Source organism: Bifidobacterium porcinum (assembly GCF_055378475.1).
Map to the genome: position 1 here is coordinate 744,417 of NZ_AP029603.1, position 16,890 is coordinate 761,306.

General features: G+C 58.5%; 14 protein-coding genes. 12 read left to right on the top strand and 2 right to left on the bottom strand.

The annotated features are described in order from the left end of the window. Positions 1 to 131 precede the first annotated feature (131 nt). Both ACZ41G_RS02735 and ACZ41G_RS02740 read left to right on the top strand, forming a co-directional pair. Positions 132 to 737 (top strand): YczE/YyaS/YitT family protein, encoded by a 606-nt coding sequence (locus ACZ41G_RS02735; protein ID WP_464145802.1) that lies wholly within the window; start codon positions 132 to 134, stop codon positions 735 to 737. Between the two features lie 452 nt (positions 738 to 1,189). Next, positions 1,190 to 2,497 carry a hypothetical protein gene (locus ACZ41G_RS02740; RefSeq protein ID WP_464145804.1) on the top strand — a complete coding sequence of 436 codons (1,308 nt, stop codon included), beginning with the start codon at positions 1,190 to 1,192 and terminating at the stop codon, positions 2,495 to 2,497. A 63-nt stretch (positions 2,498 to 2,560) separates the two neighbouring features. Here ACZ41G_RS02740 and ACZ41G_RS02745 read toward each other — a convergent pair whose 3' ends face one another. Beyond that, on the bottom strand, positions 2,561 to 2,923 hold the full coding sequence (locus ACZ41G_RS02745; RefSeq protein ID WP_464145806.1) for a hypothetical protein: 363 nt from the start codon (positions 2,921 to 2,923) through the stop codon (positions 2,561 to 2,563). A 198-nt stretch (positions 2,924 to 3,121) separates the two neighbouring features. On the opposite strand from ACZ41G_RS02745, the gene ACZ41G_RS02750 reads away from it, so the two are divergent. The 3 genes from ACZ41G_RS02750 (at position 3,122) to ACZ41G_RS02760 (ending at position 4,364) form a co-directional block, all read left to right on the top strand. Next, a complete protein-coding gene (locus ACZ41G_RS02750; RefSeq protein WP_464145808.1) occupies positions 3,122 to 3,580 on the top strand; it encodes a hypothetical protein in 459 nt (152 codons plus the stop codon). A gap of 184 nt (positions 3,581 to 3,764) precedes the next feature. Next, positions 3,765 to 3,911, top strand: a complete 147-nt coding sequence (locus ACZ41G_RS02755; RefSeq protein ID WP_464146200.1) for a type IV pilin protein — start codon at positions 3,765 to 3,767, stop codon at positions 3,909 to 3,911. Between the two features lie 21 nt (positions 3,912 to 3,932). After that, positions 3,933 to 4,364, top strand: a complete 432-nt coding sequence (locus tag ACZ41G_RS02760) for a hypothetical protein (protein WP_464145810.1) — start codon at positions 3,933 to 3,935, stop codon at positions 4,362 to 4,364. Positions 4,365 to 4,548: 184 nt separating this feature from the next. On the opposite strand, the gene ACZ41G_RS02765 is transcribed toward ACZ41G_RS02760, so the two are convergent. Next, complete coding sequence (locus tag ACZ41G_RS02765) at positions 4,549 to 4,845, bottom strand: TetR-like C-terminal domain-containing protein (RefSeq protein ID WP_033505248.1); 297 nt, start codon at positions 4,843 to 4,845, stop codon at positions 4,549 to 4,551. A 407-nt stretch (positions 4,846 to 5,252) separates the two neighbouring features. On the opposite strand from ACZ41G_RS02765, the gene ACZ41G_RS02770 reads away from it, so the two are divergent. The 7 genes from ACZ41G_RS02770 to acnA all read left to right on the top strand — a co-directional run bounded on the left by ACZ41G_RS02770 (position 5,253) and on the right by acnA (position 16,762). Then, positions 5,253 to 6,170, top strand: a complete 918-nt coding sequence (locus ACZ41G_RS02770) for an NADP-dependent oxidoreductase (protein WP_464145812.1) — start codon at positions 5,253 to 5,255, stop codon at positions 6,168 to 6,170. Positions 6,171 to 6,258: 88 nt separating this feature from the next. Next, positions 6,259 to 6,882, top strand: a complete 624-nt coding sequence (locus ACZ41G_RS02775; RefSeq protein WP_464145814.1) for a hypothetical protein — start codon at positions 6,259 to 6,261, stop codon at positions 6,880 to 6,882. A 337-nt stretch (positions 6,883 to 7,219) separates the two neighbouring features. Then, positions 7,220 to 8,284: a YeiH family protein gene (locus tag ACZ41G_RS02780; RefSeq protein ID WP_464145816.1), complete on the top strand. Its 1,065-nt coding sequence runs from the start codon at positions 7,220 to 7,222 to the stop codon at positions 8,282 to 8,284. A gap of 229 nt (positions 8,285 to 8,513) precedes the next feature. Next, positions 8,514 to 10,292, top strand: a complete 1,779-nt coding sequence (locus ACZ41G_RS02785) for an oleate hydratase (RefSeq protein ID WP_464145818.1) — start codon at positions 8,514 to 8,516, stop codon at positions 10,290 to 10,292. A gap of 147 nt (positions 10,293 to 10,439) precedes the next feature. After that, positions 10,440 to 11,300: a LysR family transcriptional regulator gene (locus ACZ41G_RS02790; RefSeq protein ID WP_464145820.1), complete on the top strand. Its 861-nt coding sequence runs from the start codon at positions 10,440 to 10,442 to the stop codon at positions 11,298 to 11,300. Positions 11,301 to 11,407: 107 nt separating this feature from the next. After that, positions 11,408 to 13,957 carry an HAD-IC family P-type ATPase gene (locus ACZ41G_RS02795; protein WP_464145822.1) on the top strand — a complete coding sequence of 850 codons (2,550 nt, stop codon included), beginning with the start codon at positions 11,408 to 11,410 and terminating at the stop codon, positions 13,955 to 13,957. A gap of 87 nt (positions 13,958 to 14,044) precedes the next feature. Then, positions 14,045 to 16,762, top strand: coding sequence for an aconitate hydratase AcnA (gene acnA / locus ACZ41G_RS02800; RefSeq protein WP_464145824.1), 2,718 nt, complete (start codon positions 14,045 to 14,047; stop codon positions 16,760 to 16,762). The last annotated feature ends 128 nt before the right edge of the window (positions 16,763 to 16,890 follow it).

Sequence of the window (16,890 nt, forward strand, 5' to 3'; positions counted from 1 at the left end):
GACAAAACCTGTCTGAGATAAAGAAACTATCATTTACGCAGAACCTGATATGAATTTGCCTGCCGCCAGTAAAATGGAGCATGATGCAATCGGACATTATGCTCGCACGGAAGTACTTGAATTAAAAGTAAATGAAAAATAACAATAAAAAAACATTAAAGAAATTGGTAATCCTTGTAATAGGTTCTATGATTGCGGCTTATGGAATTACACTTGCACTGTATGCTGGATTTGGCGGAGCTACGCTTGCGGTGCTGTGGCAGGGGTTTGCAAGAACATTTCACATAAGCATTGGGGCAGCATCTTTTGTTGTAGCAGTGGGAATGATTTTGTTTGCGCTCATTTACGATAAAAGTCAGATTCAGATAGGAACTGTGTTGTACCAGATTGTATACAGTGCCTGTGTTGATTTGTTTGCTAACTGCCATATTTACAGTACCTATAAGTGGATCAATTTTATAATTATGTTGTTAGGGGTGGTTTTGTTTGCTGTCGGAACAGGACTATATGCGTCGGCATCCCTTGGTAGAGGCTCCTATGAGGCAGTCACTTTTGCTTTAGCAGAAAAGAATCACTGGCAGATTAAATTTGTCCGAATGGCATTGGATATTTTGGTTGTTGTTACAGGTGTTTTGCTTGGTGGAAAGTTTGGTGTATGCACGATTGTTACAGTTATCATTTCAGGTCCAATTATTCAATTTGTTAATGCAAAAGCAAAACAAGTTTTAAAGATATGATAGTAGACTTCAATGGTCAAGACCGTGATATGGATGTCAATTTTGCCGCGCATCTGTTTGCATCTGCGAATGCGCAATGTCAGAGGTGTGGACCCGTTTCCGTTTTGATAGGATATGTTTCCGCGAACGGGCACAAAACCTGACATCAATCAGAAGGTATTGTGCCACGTTGAGACGGTGGCGTTGCTTGAGCGGGGCGAAGGAAAAGAGCAAGGAAAAGTAGTGAAAGTCGAGTATCACTGCGGTTACCGGGCACTTGGGCGTGTCTGGCACCGGCAGACGGAGCGATGCCCGGTATCTTATCCAAGCGCAAATCAGCCCAACAGGCGTGAACATTGATTGCCAGTTAGATGTCGGGGAGTTGCGGCTGTAAGATAACTGTCAACGCCGGAAAACTTCATCTCTTCGCAACATTTACTGTATTCGATCATTGAACAATGTAAGGGGCAGCGTTGAAAATTGAGTATGTTGTCATTGCGATATGTATTGTGGCAGTGGCGTCCATTGTCGCTTTGCTCATGTATCGGAAAAAGAGCATTGGTTCTCCCAAAGGTGAGAATACATCTCGTCGGGGTGGTGGAGAGATAATTTCAAAGCAAACCAGTGAATTATCTCATTCAGATCAACAGGCCAATGAACTTGCCATTCAGGTGGATATGCTCCCTGCAGAAGCGGTATCGGATGAGAGTGGGCTGGTAGAGATAACTGATAATAACGTTCTGGCACGGGTGAATAATCTTGTTCCCGCATTTGCCCAGGCTGGTGTAGCTGCGGCCAATGCTGTCCAAGCTGTAAAGGCTGGTAACGAAGTGTTGTATCGTGCCATAATTCCGGCTGGTGCTAAACTTGCCGATTCTCGGACTATGAAAGGGGCAGTGCGAGGAATCTATCACGGTGCCGATGGGATTAAGGGTCATGCAAATCTTGTGGCAGTTCAAGCTCAAAAAAGGACTGCAGCAATAGCAAATACTGCAACGGCAGCTATGGGAGTTGCGGCAATGGTTGTCGGGCAGTATTACATGACGCAGATCAATGCGGAGCTTGGAGAAATCAGTGACGGTATATCTAAAGTATCTGATTTCCAGGATAACGAGTTTCGGAGCCGGGTATTTTCACTCGTTGCCCATGTTAAGAAAATTGCTGATTTTCAAGTGGAAATCCTCGAGAACGATGAATTGAGGCTGTCAAAGATTACTCAGCTCGATGGTCTGGAAGAAGAGTGTACGCAGTTGCTTGGTCAGGTCAATTTAACTTTGGCGGGCTTTTCGAAGAAAAACGATCTGAATTATTCTGCCTATGAAAAAGAATTGAAAGAGTCACAAAACTGGTATACGTACCAGAAAGCATTACTTGATATTCTGTATAAGATTTCCGAATTGAGGTATGCGCTTCATATGGGGGCTGTGTCAAGACGGCAGTGTGCAGCGCTATTGCCGACATATGCAAAACAGGTGAAAGATACTCAAGCATTGTTGACTGCGTGGCATCAGGCATCCGTCAAACGATTAGGCATTGATACCGGCGAGATCAGGCGGAGAAGAGATGGTTTCGATGGTGTGGTCCATTTTATTCCCGGGTTAGTTAATGACGATTTTAATTTCCGGGCGATTGACGAGAAAACAGTGGATATGATAGCGGCACAGGAGTCGGCACAATCGATCGAGTATCCGCAGGATGACGGTGAGTTGTATGCCGAGGATGTGCAACTGATTTCTAAAGACGGGAAAATCTATTATTTGCCAATGGATAAGGAAGAATGAAAGTGAAATATGAGTCTCCTCACTGCCGGCAAATGCGTCGGCGGCGAGGAGCCTTGTTATGCTTCAATTTCGATTGCAAGCCCGGACTCGAATTCCACGGTGAAGTGGTCGTCGTAAACGGTGATCTGCTGGACCAGCTTTCGGGCGAGGGCTTTCGTCGAATTCGATGATTTCGGATTGCTGACTTCCGGTGAAGCCCTGCAGCTCGTCGATGCGCTTCCGGGGCTCCTCGCGGCTGCGGGTGTCTGCCTCAGCCTGTGATTTCTGCTCGCGCAGTGTAAAGATTTCATCGGCGATGGCATCGTAGTCCTGCTTGCTGTTGGCCTTTCGGATGAGCTTCTTCTGCAGCTCGTCGAGTCGTGCCTGGATACTGTCCGGGCTCATCGTGTCGGCGGCCATTATAACTTTTGCGATGTTCTCCTGCATCTGCCGGAGGAAACCGTCGCTATCGGTGAGTGTCCGATTGACGGCCTTGATCGTGATCTTGCAATAGGTCTTCCTTGACGGTTCGGCTGGAGCGTTTCATGGTTTGCGTCGTCTAATCCGTCGTCGTTTTAGGTCGTTGTCGGTCGTTGTCGGTCGTTGTCGGTCGTTGTCGGAGGTCTGCTTGTTGGGATTGTAGTGATGGCCGCATCCTTCTCTCTGTTTGCCCATATAGACGAGGTGAAGGATTCCGATATCCCGATGCTGGCGATAGTCAATAGCATCAGCCCTGTTGTTGCCTATGTCTATTCCATCGTGATTTTTGCTCTCATCTTCAACACGGCATTCTCTGCCCCCGAGCATTGGGTGTCGCCGGGTTGGGTTAGTGATTATGCCAACGGTGGGTTGCGACCTGATACAGAAGTTCTATGTCAGGCATTACCGAATGATCAATATCGTTCTGGCGTTGACTTTGCTGGAATGCGTCTGGAGTATGTTGCAGGCGTAGGACTTTCGGTATCAATGTCCAAAGCTTCTTTCTGCCTTGAAGTCGGCCGTCGGCGGGGTGGTTTCCGATGCTTTCTGGCAGTCGGGCAATCCAGGCGGCGATGTCATCGCATGGTGGGACGGCGGATTACATGCGTTGACCCCGACCGGTGAGGCGGAATCCCGCTGTTTGTGAAGGCGGATGCGGGATTCTGAGAACCGTTATATAATGAGCACATAGTCATCAGTAATGATGCTGAGGAAGAACACACATCGGGTAGACAAGCGGATGCTTGACTCCGATGGCTTATTCCACAGACCCAATGGCGGGTTTGCAGGAAGAAAGAGAGGTGAAGCCATGCGTGGTGTGTATCGGTCCCTTAGGCGGCGTGCCTCGGGGCAATCGGGTTTTACTCTCATTGAGTTGCTTGTTGTCGTGATTATCATTGGCATTCTTGCATCGATTAGCGTGCCGATTTATCTGCAAGTGCGCAAGGCGGCGTAGAACAACGTCACGCTGACCGATGTGAAGCACGCAACAGACTCCATTGAGAATGCAAGCGTTGAACTCGGCGGTAAGCTACCGCCGAATTTCCAGGTTGGAGCAAGCGAAAAAGGTCGCATCTACACGTTGAAAGGAAATGCCACGGTGCACAAGCACACTTACACTCACGGATCCGACCTTGACACGCAGATCACGCTTTCCAAGGGCGTGTCGCTGTGCTACATGTCGAGCAAGACACTGAATCCCGGCGACACCTATCGGATTTATGCCACCAACTCCAACAATCTCAGCGTCTTCTACGTGTATGATTCGGCGACGGGGCGCATAGAAAAGCGGGACAATCCTGACCGGAAGCCTGCTGCAACAGGTGACGGACAGGTGAGTTGGAAAGGTGGGAGTCGCAGCAGCTATGGCCCTGTTACTTGCACGCTCGAAAAGTGTTACCGCCCATGATGGTGGAGGTGCCGAGCGGGTATCGGTGGCACGCGGCGGGTGCTGTCGCAGTGATTCGGCGGGCGGTTGGCGACGTATGCCCCGATTGACGAGAGCGTCCACGCGCTCAGCGGGTGTGGGCGCCGGTAGTACGCTGTGTGGAGGCCAATTGTCGTTGGGCGAATGGCCTCCACGCTAGGCAAGGTCATGGTCGGACGAATAACTGGTTGAGGTTGGAGAGCACGTCGTCAACATAGCGTCTCAGTGATTCATTCAGCTCGCCGGGTGTTTCTGGCATGCCTCGTTCGATCCATTCCTCGATCCATCCGCTGATTCCGTCGGCGAAAAACGCTTTCCGATAGGCTTCCTCGTTCGCGAGTTCTTGCGTCAATCCGATTTTCTCGCGCAACGATGTTCGCAGGACGTTGTCCCGCCCTGTCGCGTGGAGGACTTCGTAAAACGCCTGGTGCTTCTTCATGTGGCAAAACAGGCTTTCGAACACGGTCCACGGTTGCGAATCGGGGGCGGATTCGAATTCATGCGTCCACGTCTTGATCAGAAAACGGGCGTGTCGTGCGCTGGACTAAGCCGGAGCGGTGAATGAACTCGTCGATCCGCTGAGGGGTAGGGGCGCACAATGTCGGATTGCTTTGTCGCGGAAGAAAGGAACGACCCCACCGCGCGTAAGGTGTTCGACAGACTGACCGACTTCTTGGACAGCCATAGCGTCTGAATCGTTGACGCTGATGCGGCAACTCGCCTTCGGTACAGCCTGGGGCTGGCGATTGTGACGGTGAGGTTGGGCAGAGCGTGGCTTGGGGCGCTGGCGGGATAGGACTGACCGGAGCGGCATGTCGCGGATGGAGGTGCATACGTGACATCCCCGTTCCACAGCCCGGCGACACGGAAGTGCTGGTCAAAATCATGGCCGCGGCGGTTAACCCGCTCGACAACATGATCATCCGCGGTGAAGTCAAGCTCATCATCCCCTACAAGATGCCGCTGGTCATGGGCAATGAATTCGCCGGGATCGTCGGGAAAACCGGCAAGAACGTCACCCGGTTCACAGCAGGCGACCGGGTCTACGGCAGAATGCCCCTCAAGAAAATCGGCGCCTTCGCACAATACGCGGCAGTGGAGGAATCTGCGCTCGCGAAGATCCCCGAATACCTCTCATACGAGCAGGCAGCCACGGTCCCGCTTACAGCGCTCACTGCCATGCAAGCCTTCGACGTCATGCACGCCAAGGCAAGGGAATCCGTGTTCATCTCCGGCGGCACCGGCAGCCTCGGCGCCATGGCAATCCCCGTGGCCAACAGCCTCGGCCTGCACGTCTTCACCAACGGCAGCGGCAACAACGAGGAACGGGTGCGCCAGCTCGGTGCTGAACGGTTCATCGACTACAAGAAAGAGCACTACGTCGACGTGCTTTCCGACGTCGATCATGTGCTTGACACGCTGGGCGACCGTGAGCTGCCAAACGAATTCAAGGTGCTCAAGGAAGGTGGCAGCCTGGTCTCCCTGCGTGGCATGCCCAACGGCCGGTTCGCCAAGCGCAGCGGCATGCCCGCTTGGAAGCGCTTGCTGTTCTCCATCGCCGGCCGCAAATACGACCGCATGGCGGCGGCAAAAGGCCAGACCTACGACTTCCTGTTCGTGCATGAGGACGGGCGCCAACTCGAAGCAATCGGCAGATTGTTCGACAAGGACCATCCGCTGGAAACCTCCATCGACACGGTCTACACGCTCGAACAGGTCAACGAGGCGCTCGCCAAAGTGAAACAAGGCAAATCCAAGGGCAAAACCATCATCGTCATCGGGCAGTAGGCGCCGCCCGCCCTTGTTGCCGCCGACCAACGCCCACAGTCGGCGGTGGGGCGACCCCTCGTGACCACCGTTGATTAGGATGAGATGCATGACTCACCTTCTGCGACACCAGCGATCTGTGCGACGGAACACGGCTGCATGCATCTTGGCGGTCGTCCTGTGCATGGTCGGGGCGCTCGCCGGTTGCACTCCGCACGGCGTGGCCGTAGGCAATTCGCATGATTCGTCCCGCAACGTCGCCCATGACAGTGTGGACCGGCAGGATATCGTCGTCGGTGTGGTCGGAGCGTTGGGCAATCCGCCGGTCGCCGATGCCACATTGCTCGACGATCTCGCCAAAGTAAAGCTCGAAGCCCGTTTCGCTTCCACGACCGACAACGCCGATGCGACGCAGGCGGCGCAGCAGGCTGTACGCGACTGGGCATCCCAACGCGTGTCGGTGATCCTCATCAACGCGCTCGACGTCACGGATGCGACAGCGTCATCATGGCATGATGCCTTAAACGAAGCACGCAACGCGGGCATTCCGGTCGCACTGCTCGACCCCTCCAATCCGCCGCAGGACACTACGTTGTATGCGGCGGTGCTACGCATGGGAACGAAGCCGGCAGACAGTGATGCGGATGTCAGTTCGTCCACGGTCGGCTTGGATGCGGCGCTGTCCGCCATCATCAACGACAACCCGCACCCGGCGACCATGCGGATTGGCTGAGGCGACGCTGGAGGTCTCCTTGCAACCGCTGAAATCGCGGATATGGGGGAATGGAGACGCCCCATGAGTCTCACGCCCGTGAGAACAAGCAGGGCAATGGCGGAATCCGACGATTGGCCGCCGCGCCTCGGTTGCCTGTGAGCCTGGCCGTCACAGTGGCCTTGCCATACATGCGTTTCACCCATCGATACGTGATGTATGGAATCCAAGCATCGTCCACAACCCCTCGCCCTCGTCCGTATCCTCGCCGCTTCCCGCCGATAGTATCGGAAAATCCGATACCAGACATTTAAGACACGCATTTGATTGATACGTCGCTGTCAGACAAGATGGCTTCATGACAAGAATCAAGACATTCCTCAAAGCCATCTGCACCACCGATATGCTGCTTGTCGCGCTCGTGACCTGCGCGGCATCCGTCGTTGGGTCCTTGCTGGCCGGTCTGCCGGCGTTCAGCCTGTTCGGTGCACTCATCATCGCACTGATCATCGGCATGCTTCTGCAAATCCCGATGCGCGCATGGTTCGCTGGGGCCGGCTCCCGGCATGCGCAAGGCATCGGCGGTGCAGCGGGTCTCATCGCCAACAAGCTGCTGCGGCTGGGCATCATCCTGCTCGGCTTCAAACTCAATCTCGACGTGCTGTTCGCAACCGGCGTCAAAACCATTGTCATCGCGGCGATTATTGTCACGCTCACCATCACCGTCACGTACGTTATCGCCAGAAAACTCGGTGTCGACGAGCATCTCGCGATCCTCACAGCAGGCGGGACCGGCATTTGTGGTGCCGCTGCGGTCATGGGCCTGTCCGGATCCATTACCATGCCGAAGGGCGAGGAGCAGCGCGGACGGGATGACGAGGTCATGGCGGTGGCGACCGTCGCAATCATGGGTACGGTATTCGCGCTCGCACAAATCGCGTTGCGCCCGGTCCTCGGGTTGACCGACGCGCAATTCGGCACGATGGGCGGCGCCTCGCTCCATGAAATCGCCCATGCGGTCGCGGTCGGCGGTTCGGCGGGTGACACCGGTATGAATGCGGCGATCATCATGAAACTCTCCCGGGTGCTGATGCTCGCCCCGGCTGCCCTGATCATCGGCGCATGGTGGGCCCGCAGGCATGCCCAGCCCGGCGACGGCCCGCGCAAGGTGCCGATTCCGTGGTTCATGCTTGGCTTCCTCATCGCATCGGTCGCCGGCACGTACCTGCCGTTCGTCGCGCAGTTCACGGACATGCTGGTCAAGGCCGCTTATCTGGTGCTTGGTATGGCGATGGCCGCCCTTGGCATGAACGTCGATTTCAAAGCGATTGCGAGCCGTGGCCGTATGGCGGTGCTCGCCAGCTTCCTTGCCTCGATCCTGCTGGCGGGCGGCGCGTTCCTCGCGGCGAAGTTGCTGTTCTGATTGAGAAGCGCGGGATGTGCGGTACACGCATTCCCGCGCGATTCCCAGCGACGCGATGTCGCGAAACGGCTTTCACACAATTGGACATGTTCCCGCCGATTGTCGATGGTTTTTCCCTCGAACCGATCCTATAATGTAATGGTGCTCGCCTCGACGTTGAGACTCGGTTTCGCAAAGGCTCCAAGCCTGCTGTGAGACCGGTGAGCGAAATGACGGCAAAGGAGTCATCATGTACTACTCGGCTGGAAACTATGAAGCCTTCGCGACCCCGGAGAAACCTGAGGGCATCGACGACAAGTACGCGTATATCGTCGGGTCCGGTCTTGCCGGCCTGTCGGCGGCATGCTACCTGATCCGCGACGCCCAGATGCCCGGCGACCATATCACGGTCTTCGAATCCCTACCGGTGGCCGGCGGCTCCTGCGACGGCATCTACGATGCGACACGCGGCTACATCATGCGCGGCGGCCGTGAGATGGACAACCATTTCGAGGTCATGTGGGACCTGTTCCGTTCCATCCCGTCCATCCAGAACCCCGGAGAGACGATCTTCTCCGAATACTACAAGCTCAACAAGCACGACCCGAACTTCTCCCTGTGTCGCGTCACCGAGAAGCAAGGTAAGGACGCGCACACCGACAAGAAGTACGGGATGAACCCGAAGGCGACGCAGGAGCTGCTGCACCTGTTCATGGCCACGGACGAAGAGCTCGCCGACAAGACCATCGATGACGTGTTCGACGACGATTTCTACAAGACGAACTTCTGGGTGTACTGGCAGACGATGTTCGCGTTCGAGAAATGGCACAGCGCCATCGAGATGAAGCGCTATATGCAGCGTTACATCCATCACATCGACGGATTGCCCGATTTGTCCGCACTGCGTTTCACCCGCTACAACCAGTATGATTCCATGATCCGCCCGATGGTCAAGTACATCACGGACGCCGGGGCGAAGGTGCTGTATGACACGAATGTGACCAACGTGGTGTGCGAGGTGACGCGCAGCCGCAAAGCGGCCCGCCGCATCGAATACACGCAGGGCGGCGAGGCCAAGAGCATCGACCTGACCGACAACGACCTCGTGTTCGTCACCAACGGCTCGCAGGGCGATTGCACCGCGTACGGCGACCAGACACATGCGCCGGTCGTATCCATCAAGAACGGCGAAGGGCCGTCGGTCGAACTATGGAAGAGAATCGCCGCCCAGTCCCCGGATTTCGGACACCCTGAGAAGTTCTTCAAGGACATCGAGGAAACCAGCTGGGAGTCGTGGACGGTCGACACGTCCAACAAGGAGGTGCTCGACGCAATCGAAGCGATCTGCCACCGCGACCCGCTGTCCGGCAAGATTGTGACCGGCGGTATCGTGACCGCCAGGGATTCGAGCTGGCTGCTGTCGTGGACCATCAACCGGCAAGGCCAGTTCCCCGACCAGCCGTCCGACCACTGCCTGATCTGGGTGTACGGCCTCAACTGCTGGCATGACAACGGCGATTTCGTCAAGAAGCCGATGGCGCAATGCACCGGCGAAGAACTGTGCGAGGAATGGCTGTACCACATCGGCATCCCGCAGGACAGAATCAAGCAGTTGGCGAGCGAGGCATGCAACACGACCGCCGCGATGATGCCGTATGTGACGAGCTTCTTCGAACCGCGTCGCGACGGGGACCGGCCGAAGGTCGTGCCCGACGGCTCCGTGAATCTCGCCTTCGTCGGCCAGTACGCCGAAACGCCGCGCGACACCGTGTTCACCACGGAGTATTCGATCCGCACCGGCATGGAAGCGGTGTACACGCTGTGCAATGTCGACCGTGGCGTGCCGGAAGTATGGGGCAGCGTCTTCGACGTGCGTGACCTGCTGACCGCGACGGTCAAACTCGCCGACGGCAAGAAACTCACCGAAATGGACCTGCCGCTCAAAGATCGTCTCGCCCTGCGTGAACTGCTCAAGAAGGTGCAGGGCACCGAGGTCGAGAAGCTGCTCAAGGCGTGCGGGGCGTTGTGATCCATCGGCAGGATGTGCTTGCCCGCCATGGTGTGAATTAGACGTCATTGATTGATACGGAGCCGTGTTCCGGATTTTCCGGGATGCGGCTCCTTTATCCAACGGGATAGTATTCAATGGGGTAGCGCTCAGTGGGATAATACCTGTGTGTTCCCTTTGCTTGAGACGTTTGTGGCGGTGTATGAGACCGGGCAGTTCTCGATTGCGGCTGATGAACTGCGTGTCTCGCAGTCGACGGTGTCGGCGCGGATTGCGCAGCTGGAGCAACGGTTGGGGACATCGCTGTTCGAGCGGCATGCGCGTGCCGATGCGACCGCGACACGCGCGGGGGAGACGCTCTACCGTTCCGCTGTGGAGCTTCTTGCGCAATGGCGGCAGACGCAGGAGGATGTCAGCCGGGCGGGGCAGGCGCGCGATCCGTTCCTGCTCATGATGTCGAACACCGCGGCGGTGGCGCTGCTGCCGAGGATCCTGGACGGACTGCGCTCCGCGGGCGCGCTCGAACGCGTCGACATGCATGTCAGGACAGCGAATTCCGACGACATCGTCGAAGCAGTGGAACTGCACCGGGCGCACATGGGAATCGTGGAGAAACCGGTGGCGGCGGAAGGGATTATCCGTACCGCCCTGTGCGATGACCGGCTGGTGCTGGCGGGGGAGCACGCGCATGACCCGGATAACCCGCAGACGGTGTGGCTGCTGCGTGAACACGGGTCCGGCGTGCGCTACTACACGGATCTGTTCTTCTCCCAGCGTGCAATCCAGCCGGCGCATCACATCGAGATATCCGGCAATGCGTCGATTTGTTCGTGTCTTGCCGCGGGTTTCGGCACGTCGCTTGTTTCGCAAGGCGTGGTGCCGGCTGGTGTGCCGACCGCGGAGCTCGGCATGGACTTCTCCAGACGGTTCTCGGGCGTGACGCCGCGTTCCGGGCTGACCGGCGTGCAGCGACAGGTCTGCGGGCTGATTACTTCGCTGTTTGCCACGCGGCTCCATCCCGGAAGCTGAACTGGTGATATGCGGCGTGTCGCGCTGCTATCGTGGGATGAACGCGGTGATATCGAAGCGCCGGACATGCGTCAGACGCGGATTCGGCGGATATGAAGGAGGCCGGTATGGCGGTGACCCAGGGGAAGACAGCCGGCACGGGCATGCCGCACGTGGACGAGCATGGTCTGGATGATGAGGCCGTGCAGACCCGTGTGGAACAAGGCCAGACCAACCGTACGGACGAGAGTACGTCCCGCTCGGTGGGCTCGATCATCCGCGCGAACGTGTTCACCCTGTTCAACGCGATTATCCTCACCGCGATGGTGGTCGTGCTGCTCACCGGGTCGTGGAAGGACGCGGTGTTCGGGCTGGTCATCATCATCAACACCGGCATCGGCATCGTCACCGAATTACGGGCGAAGGTGACGCTCGACCGCCTGTCGATCCTGGTCGCCTCGCCGGTGCTTGTCCGTCGTGGCGGCAAGGATCTCGAGATCGCACCGGCGGATATCGTGCTGGGGGATTTGGTGTGGGTCCGCGCGGGGGAGCAGGTGCCGGCCGATGCCAAGATTCTGCACACGTGGGGGCTTGAGCTTGACGAGTCCATGCTCACCGGCGAATCCCGTACGGTGCGCAAGAAGGAAGGCGATGCTATCTATTCCGGGTCCACCGCGGTCTCCGGCATGGCGCTCGCGCAAGTCGAGGCGGTCGGCGAGCACAGCTACGCGGCGGGGCTCACCGCGCAGGCGAAAGTCTACAAACATAACCTGTCCGATCTGAGTCGTGGTATCAATACGATTCTGCGGGTCATGTCCTTCGTGGTGGTGCCGTTGTGCATCCTGCTGATCTGGTCGCAGTTGCATACGGTCGGCGGGCTCGGCAATGCGATCGCAACCGGGGCATGGCGTCAGGCGGTCGTCTCGGCGGTGGCTGGCGTCGTTGGCATGATTCCCGAAGGCTTGGTATTGCTCACTTCGCTCAACTTCGCCATCGCAGCCATGCGTCTGGCACGGCACAACACGCTCGTGCAGGATCTCGAATCCGTGGAAACGCTCGCCCGCGTGGACTGCCTGAATCTGGACAAGACCGGGACCATCACCGACGGGGGCATCGAGGCCGACGCGCTGGTTCCCGCAACGGCCGACGATTGGGGGCATGCGGGTCTGGGTCATGATGACGCCGTGCAAGCCACCTACGACCTGTGCAACGAGGAGAATCCGAACGCCACCGGCCGGGCGGCCATGGAACTGTTCGCCGCACAAGGCGTGCACCAGGGGACGGTCGCCGCGCGCGTACCCTTCTCGTCCGCCCGCAAGTGGAGCGCTATCGTGCGCGACGACCGCAGCGTATGGGTTATGGGTGCGCCGGAAGTCCTCGCGCGCGGGTTCGCTGACGCCGCACGGCAGGCGGGCAGAGACGCGTCGGCAACAGAAGCGCTGTTCGCCCCGGTGCTCCAACGCGTCCAAACCGAAGCCGCTCAAGGCCATCGTGTGCTCCTGATCGCTCGCGCGCAACTTGTACAAGGCCAGAGTCCCACCATGTTCGCGGACAACCCGGTTCTGCCGTCTGATGCTTGGCCGGCTGCCCTGCTGCTGTGTAGTGAACGTATTAGGACGGACGCCGAGGCGACCTTGCGCTGGTTCCGCGACCAAGGGGTGCGTTGCCGCGTCATCTCCGGCGACAACCCGACTACCGTGCGTGCGATTGCCGCGAAGGTGAAACTGACCGGTGAGCGTGAGCCGGTAGCCGTTGACGCTCACGACCTGCCTCAGGACATCGACGAACTGTCTCGCGCGCTGGAAGGCATTGACGTGGTCGGTCGCGTGCTGCCTGAACAAAAGCAGGCCATCGTCAAGGCGCTGCACGCCTCACGGCATGTGGTCGCGATGACCGGCGACGGCGTCAACGACACGTTGGCGCTCAAAGAAGCCGATCTCGGGGTCGCGATGGGCAATGCCGCGCCCGCCACGAAGGCGGTCGCCGAACTCGTACTGGTCGACTCGAAATTCTCCCACCTGCCTGACGTCGTGGCACGCGGCCGCCAGGTCATGGCCAATATGGAGCGGGTCGCGAGCCTGTTCCTTACCAAAACCGTCTACTCCGTGCTCATCTCCCTCGGCGTCGTCCTGCTGGCGATGCCTTTCCCGTACCTGCCGCGGCATATCTCGTATATCGGCGCCCTGACCATCGGCATGCCCGCGTTCATTCTCGCGCTCGCCCCCAATACGAGACGTTACATCCCCGGATTTTTGGGGCGTGTCGTGCGCTTCGCGCTGCCCGGCGGCATCGCGGTGGGGTTGTCCGTGTTGATCGCCGAAGCTGCGATGCCCGGCGTGCTTGGATGGAACCTGTCCGTACCGGCGGACCTCGCATTGCAACGTTCCTGCTGCGCGATGATCGTCTTCACGCTCGGAGTGCTGGTGCTCGCCCTTGTGGCAAGGCCACTGGCTTCCTGGCGAGGGGTTCTTGTCGCGGTCTTCGCGGCCGCAGGGGTCATCGGCCTGTGCATCCCGCCGGTCGCCGACTTCTTTGCGCTGCATCTGCCGCAGGGGAGCGCGCTGGTTGTGCTTCTCGTCGCGCTGCTCGCATCCGTTGCGATATTCATGCTCTGCCAACTGGCGAGCCGCCTGCTCGCGCGCATTGTCTCACATAACAGGCAGACACGCCAGAGCTGAAACCACATCACGATACAATACAGGAATAACATCAATCGGCATCCATACCGAATTCAACCATCTGGCATTCGCCGGCTCGGAGGTAGCATGTCATTCAAAGACAGTCAACTGTCCACGCTGACCGTGGGCGACACCACATTCGACTACGTCAACATCGCGGATCTGCCCGGTATCGAGCATCTGCCATACTCGCTCAAGGTGCTTGTCGAGAACCTCGTGCGCAACATCGACGGCAAAAACATCACCGACGAGCATGTCAAGGCGCTGCTCGACTGGGATCCGCAGGCTGAGCCGAGCCATGAAATCCAGTTCACCCCGTCGCGCGTGGTCATGCAGGATTTCACCGGTGTGCCCTGCATCGTCGATCTGGCCACCATGCGTGACGCGGTCAAGGAACTGGGCGGCGACCCCGAGGTCATCAACCCGCAGGTGCCTGCCGACATGATCATCGACCACTCCGTGCAGATTGACAAGTACGGCGTTGCCGACGCGCTGCAGCAGAACATGGATATCGAATACCAGCGCAACGGGGAACGCTACCAGTTCCTGCGCTGGGGCCAGCAGGCGTTCAGGAACTTCCGCGTGGTGCCGCCGGGGACCGGCATCATCCACCAGGTGAACATCGAATACCTCGCCAAAGTCGTCATGAGCAAGGATTCCGGTCTTGGCGACGGCCGCAAGCTCGCCTATCTCGACTCCTGCGTAGGCACGGATTCGCACACCACCACTGTCAACGGCCTCGGCGTACTCGGCTGGGGCGTCGGCGGCATCGAAGCCGAAGCCGCGATGCTCGGCCAGCCCATCTCCATGCTCGTGCCGCGCGTGGTCGGGTTCAAGCTCACCGGCTCCATCCCCGAAGGCGTCACCGCGACCGACGTGGTACTCACCATCACCGACATGCTCCGCGAGCACGGCGTGGTCGGCAAGTTCGTTGAATTCTACGGTGAGGGCGTCGCCTCCGTTCCGCTCGCCAACCGTGCGACCATCGGCAATATGAGCCCCGAATTCGGCTCCACCTGCGGTATCTTCCCGATCGATGACGTGACGCTTGACTATCTGCGTTTGACTGGCCGCAGCGAGGAACAGGTCGAACTCGTCAAAGCCTACGCGAAGGCGAACCGCCTGTGGGGCGACACCAAGGATCCGCAGTATGTCGAGCCGCAGTATTCGGAATACATGGAACTCGACCTGGGTACTGTCGTACCGAGCATCGCCGGCCCGAAGCGCCCGCAAGACCGCATCACCCTCGCCACCGCGAAGCAGACCTTCGAAGACACGCTGCCTGCGTACGAAACCGACAAGACCGCGCAGCAGCCGATCCCGGTGAGCACCGACTTCCGTGGCGATTTCGACGTGAAGAACGGCGATGTCGCCATCGCCTCCATCACCAGCTGCACCAACACATCGAACCCGTCGGTCATGATCGCCGCCGGCCTGATCGCGCGCAATGCCCACGCCAAAGGCCTCAAGCCCAAGCCGTGGGTCAAGACCTCCCTCGCCCCAGGCTCCCAAGTCGTGGCCGATTACCTCAAGAAAGCCGGTCTCCAGGACGACCTCGACGCTCTGGGCTATCAGCTCGTCGGCTTCGGTTGCGCCACCTGCATCGGCAACTCCGGCCCTCTGCTGCCCGAAATCTCCAAGGCCATCAACGACAACGACCTGACCGTCACCGCCGTGCTGTCCGGCAACCGCAACTTTGAAGGCCGCATCAGCCCGGACGTCAAGATGAACTACCTTGCCTCCCCGCCGTTGGTGATCGCCTACGCGCTCGCCGGCACCATGGACTTCGACTTCGAAACCCAGCCGCTGGGCCAGGACGCGGACGGCAACGACGTGTTCCTTCGTGACATCTGGCCGAGCAACGAGGACGTCCAGCGCGTGGTCGACGAGACCGTCTCCCGTGAGATGTTCGTCAAGGATTATGCGAGCGTCTTCGATGGCGATTCCCGCTGGCAGGGCCTCGACGTGCCGAAGGGCGAACTGTTCTCCTGGGATCCTGATTCCACCTATGTGCGTCGGCAGACCTTCTTCGACGGCATGGGCGCCACGCCTGCCCCGGTGGAGGATATCCACGGCGCCCGCGTGCTGGCGTTGCTCGGCGACTCGGTGACCACCGACCACATCTCCCCGGCAGGTGCGTTCAAGGCGTCCAGCCCGGCAGGCAAATACCTGGTCGAGCACGGCGTTGAACCGAAGAACTTCAACTCCTACGGTTCCCGCCGAGGCAATCATGAGGTCATGGTGCGTGGCACCTTCGGCAACATCCGCCTGCGCAACCAGCTGCTCGCTTCCGTTGGCGAAGAAGTCACCCCTGGCGGATACACGTATGATTTCCTGACCGGCAAGCCGTCCACAATCTTCGACGCCTCGCTCGACTACCGCAAGGCGGGCGTGCCGCTCGTCGTGCTCGCCGGCAAGGAATACGGCACCGGTTCGTCCCGTGACTGGGCTGCCAAAGGCACGGTCATGCTCGGTGTACGTGCGGTCATCACCCGCAGCTTCGAGCGCATCCACCGCTCCAACCTGATCGGCATGGGTGTGCTTCCACTGCAGTTCCCTGAAGGCGAATCCGCGGAATCACTGGGATTGAACGGCACTGAAACCTTCGACATCGAAGGCATCGACCAGCTCAACACCGGTGAAATCCCGCACACCGTCCACGTGACCGCCACCAAGGGCGACGGCACTAAGGTTGAGTTCGATGCGACCGTACGCATCGACACCCCCGGTGAAGCGGATTACTACCGCAACGGCGGCATTCTGCAATACGTGTTGCGTAACCTCATGGCCGGCAAGCGGGCCTGAGTCGCACGGATTCCAGACGGGCCGCGACCTTGCCACCTCATGGCGGCTGGTCGCGGCCCGTCGCGCTTTCACCGGTTTTCCGCCACCTGAGGGATGGCGTAGAATCGCAACAAGAGACAACGCCGCAC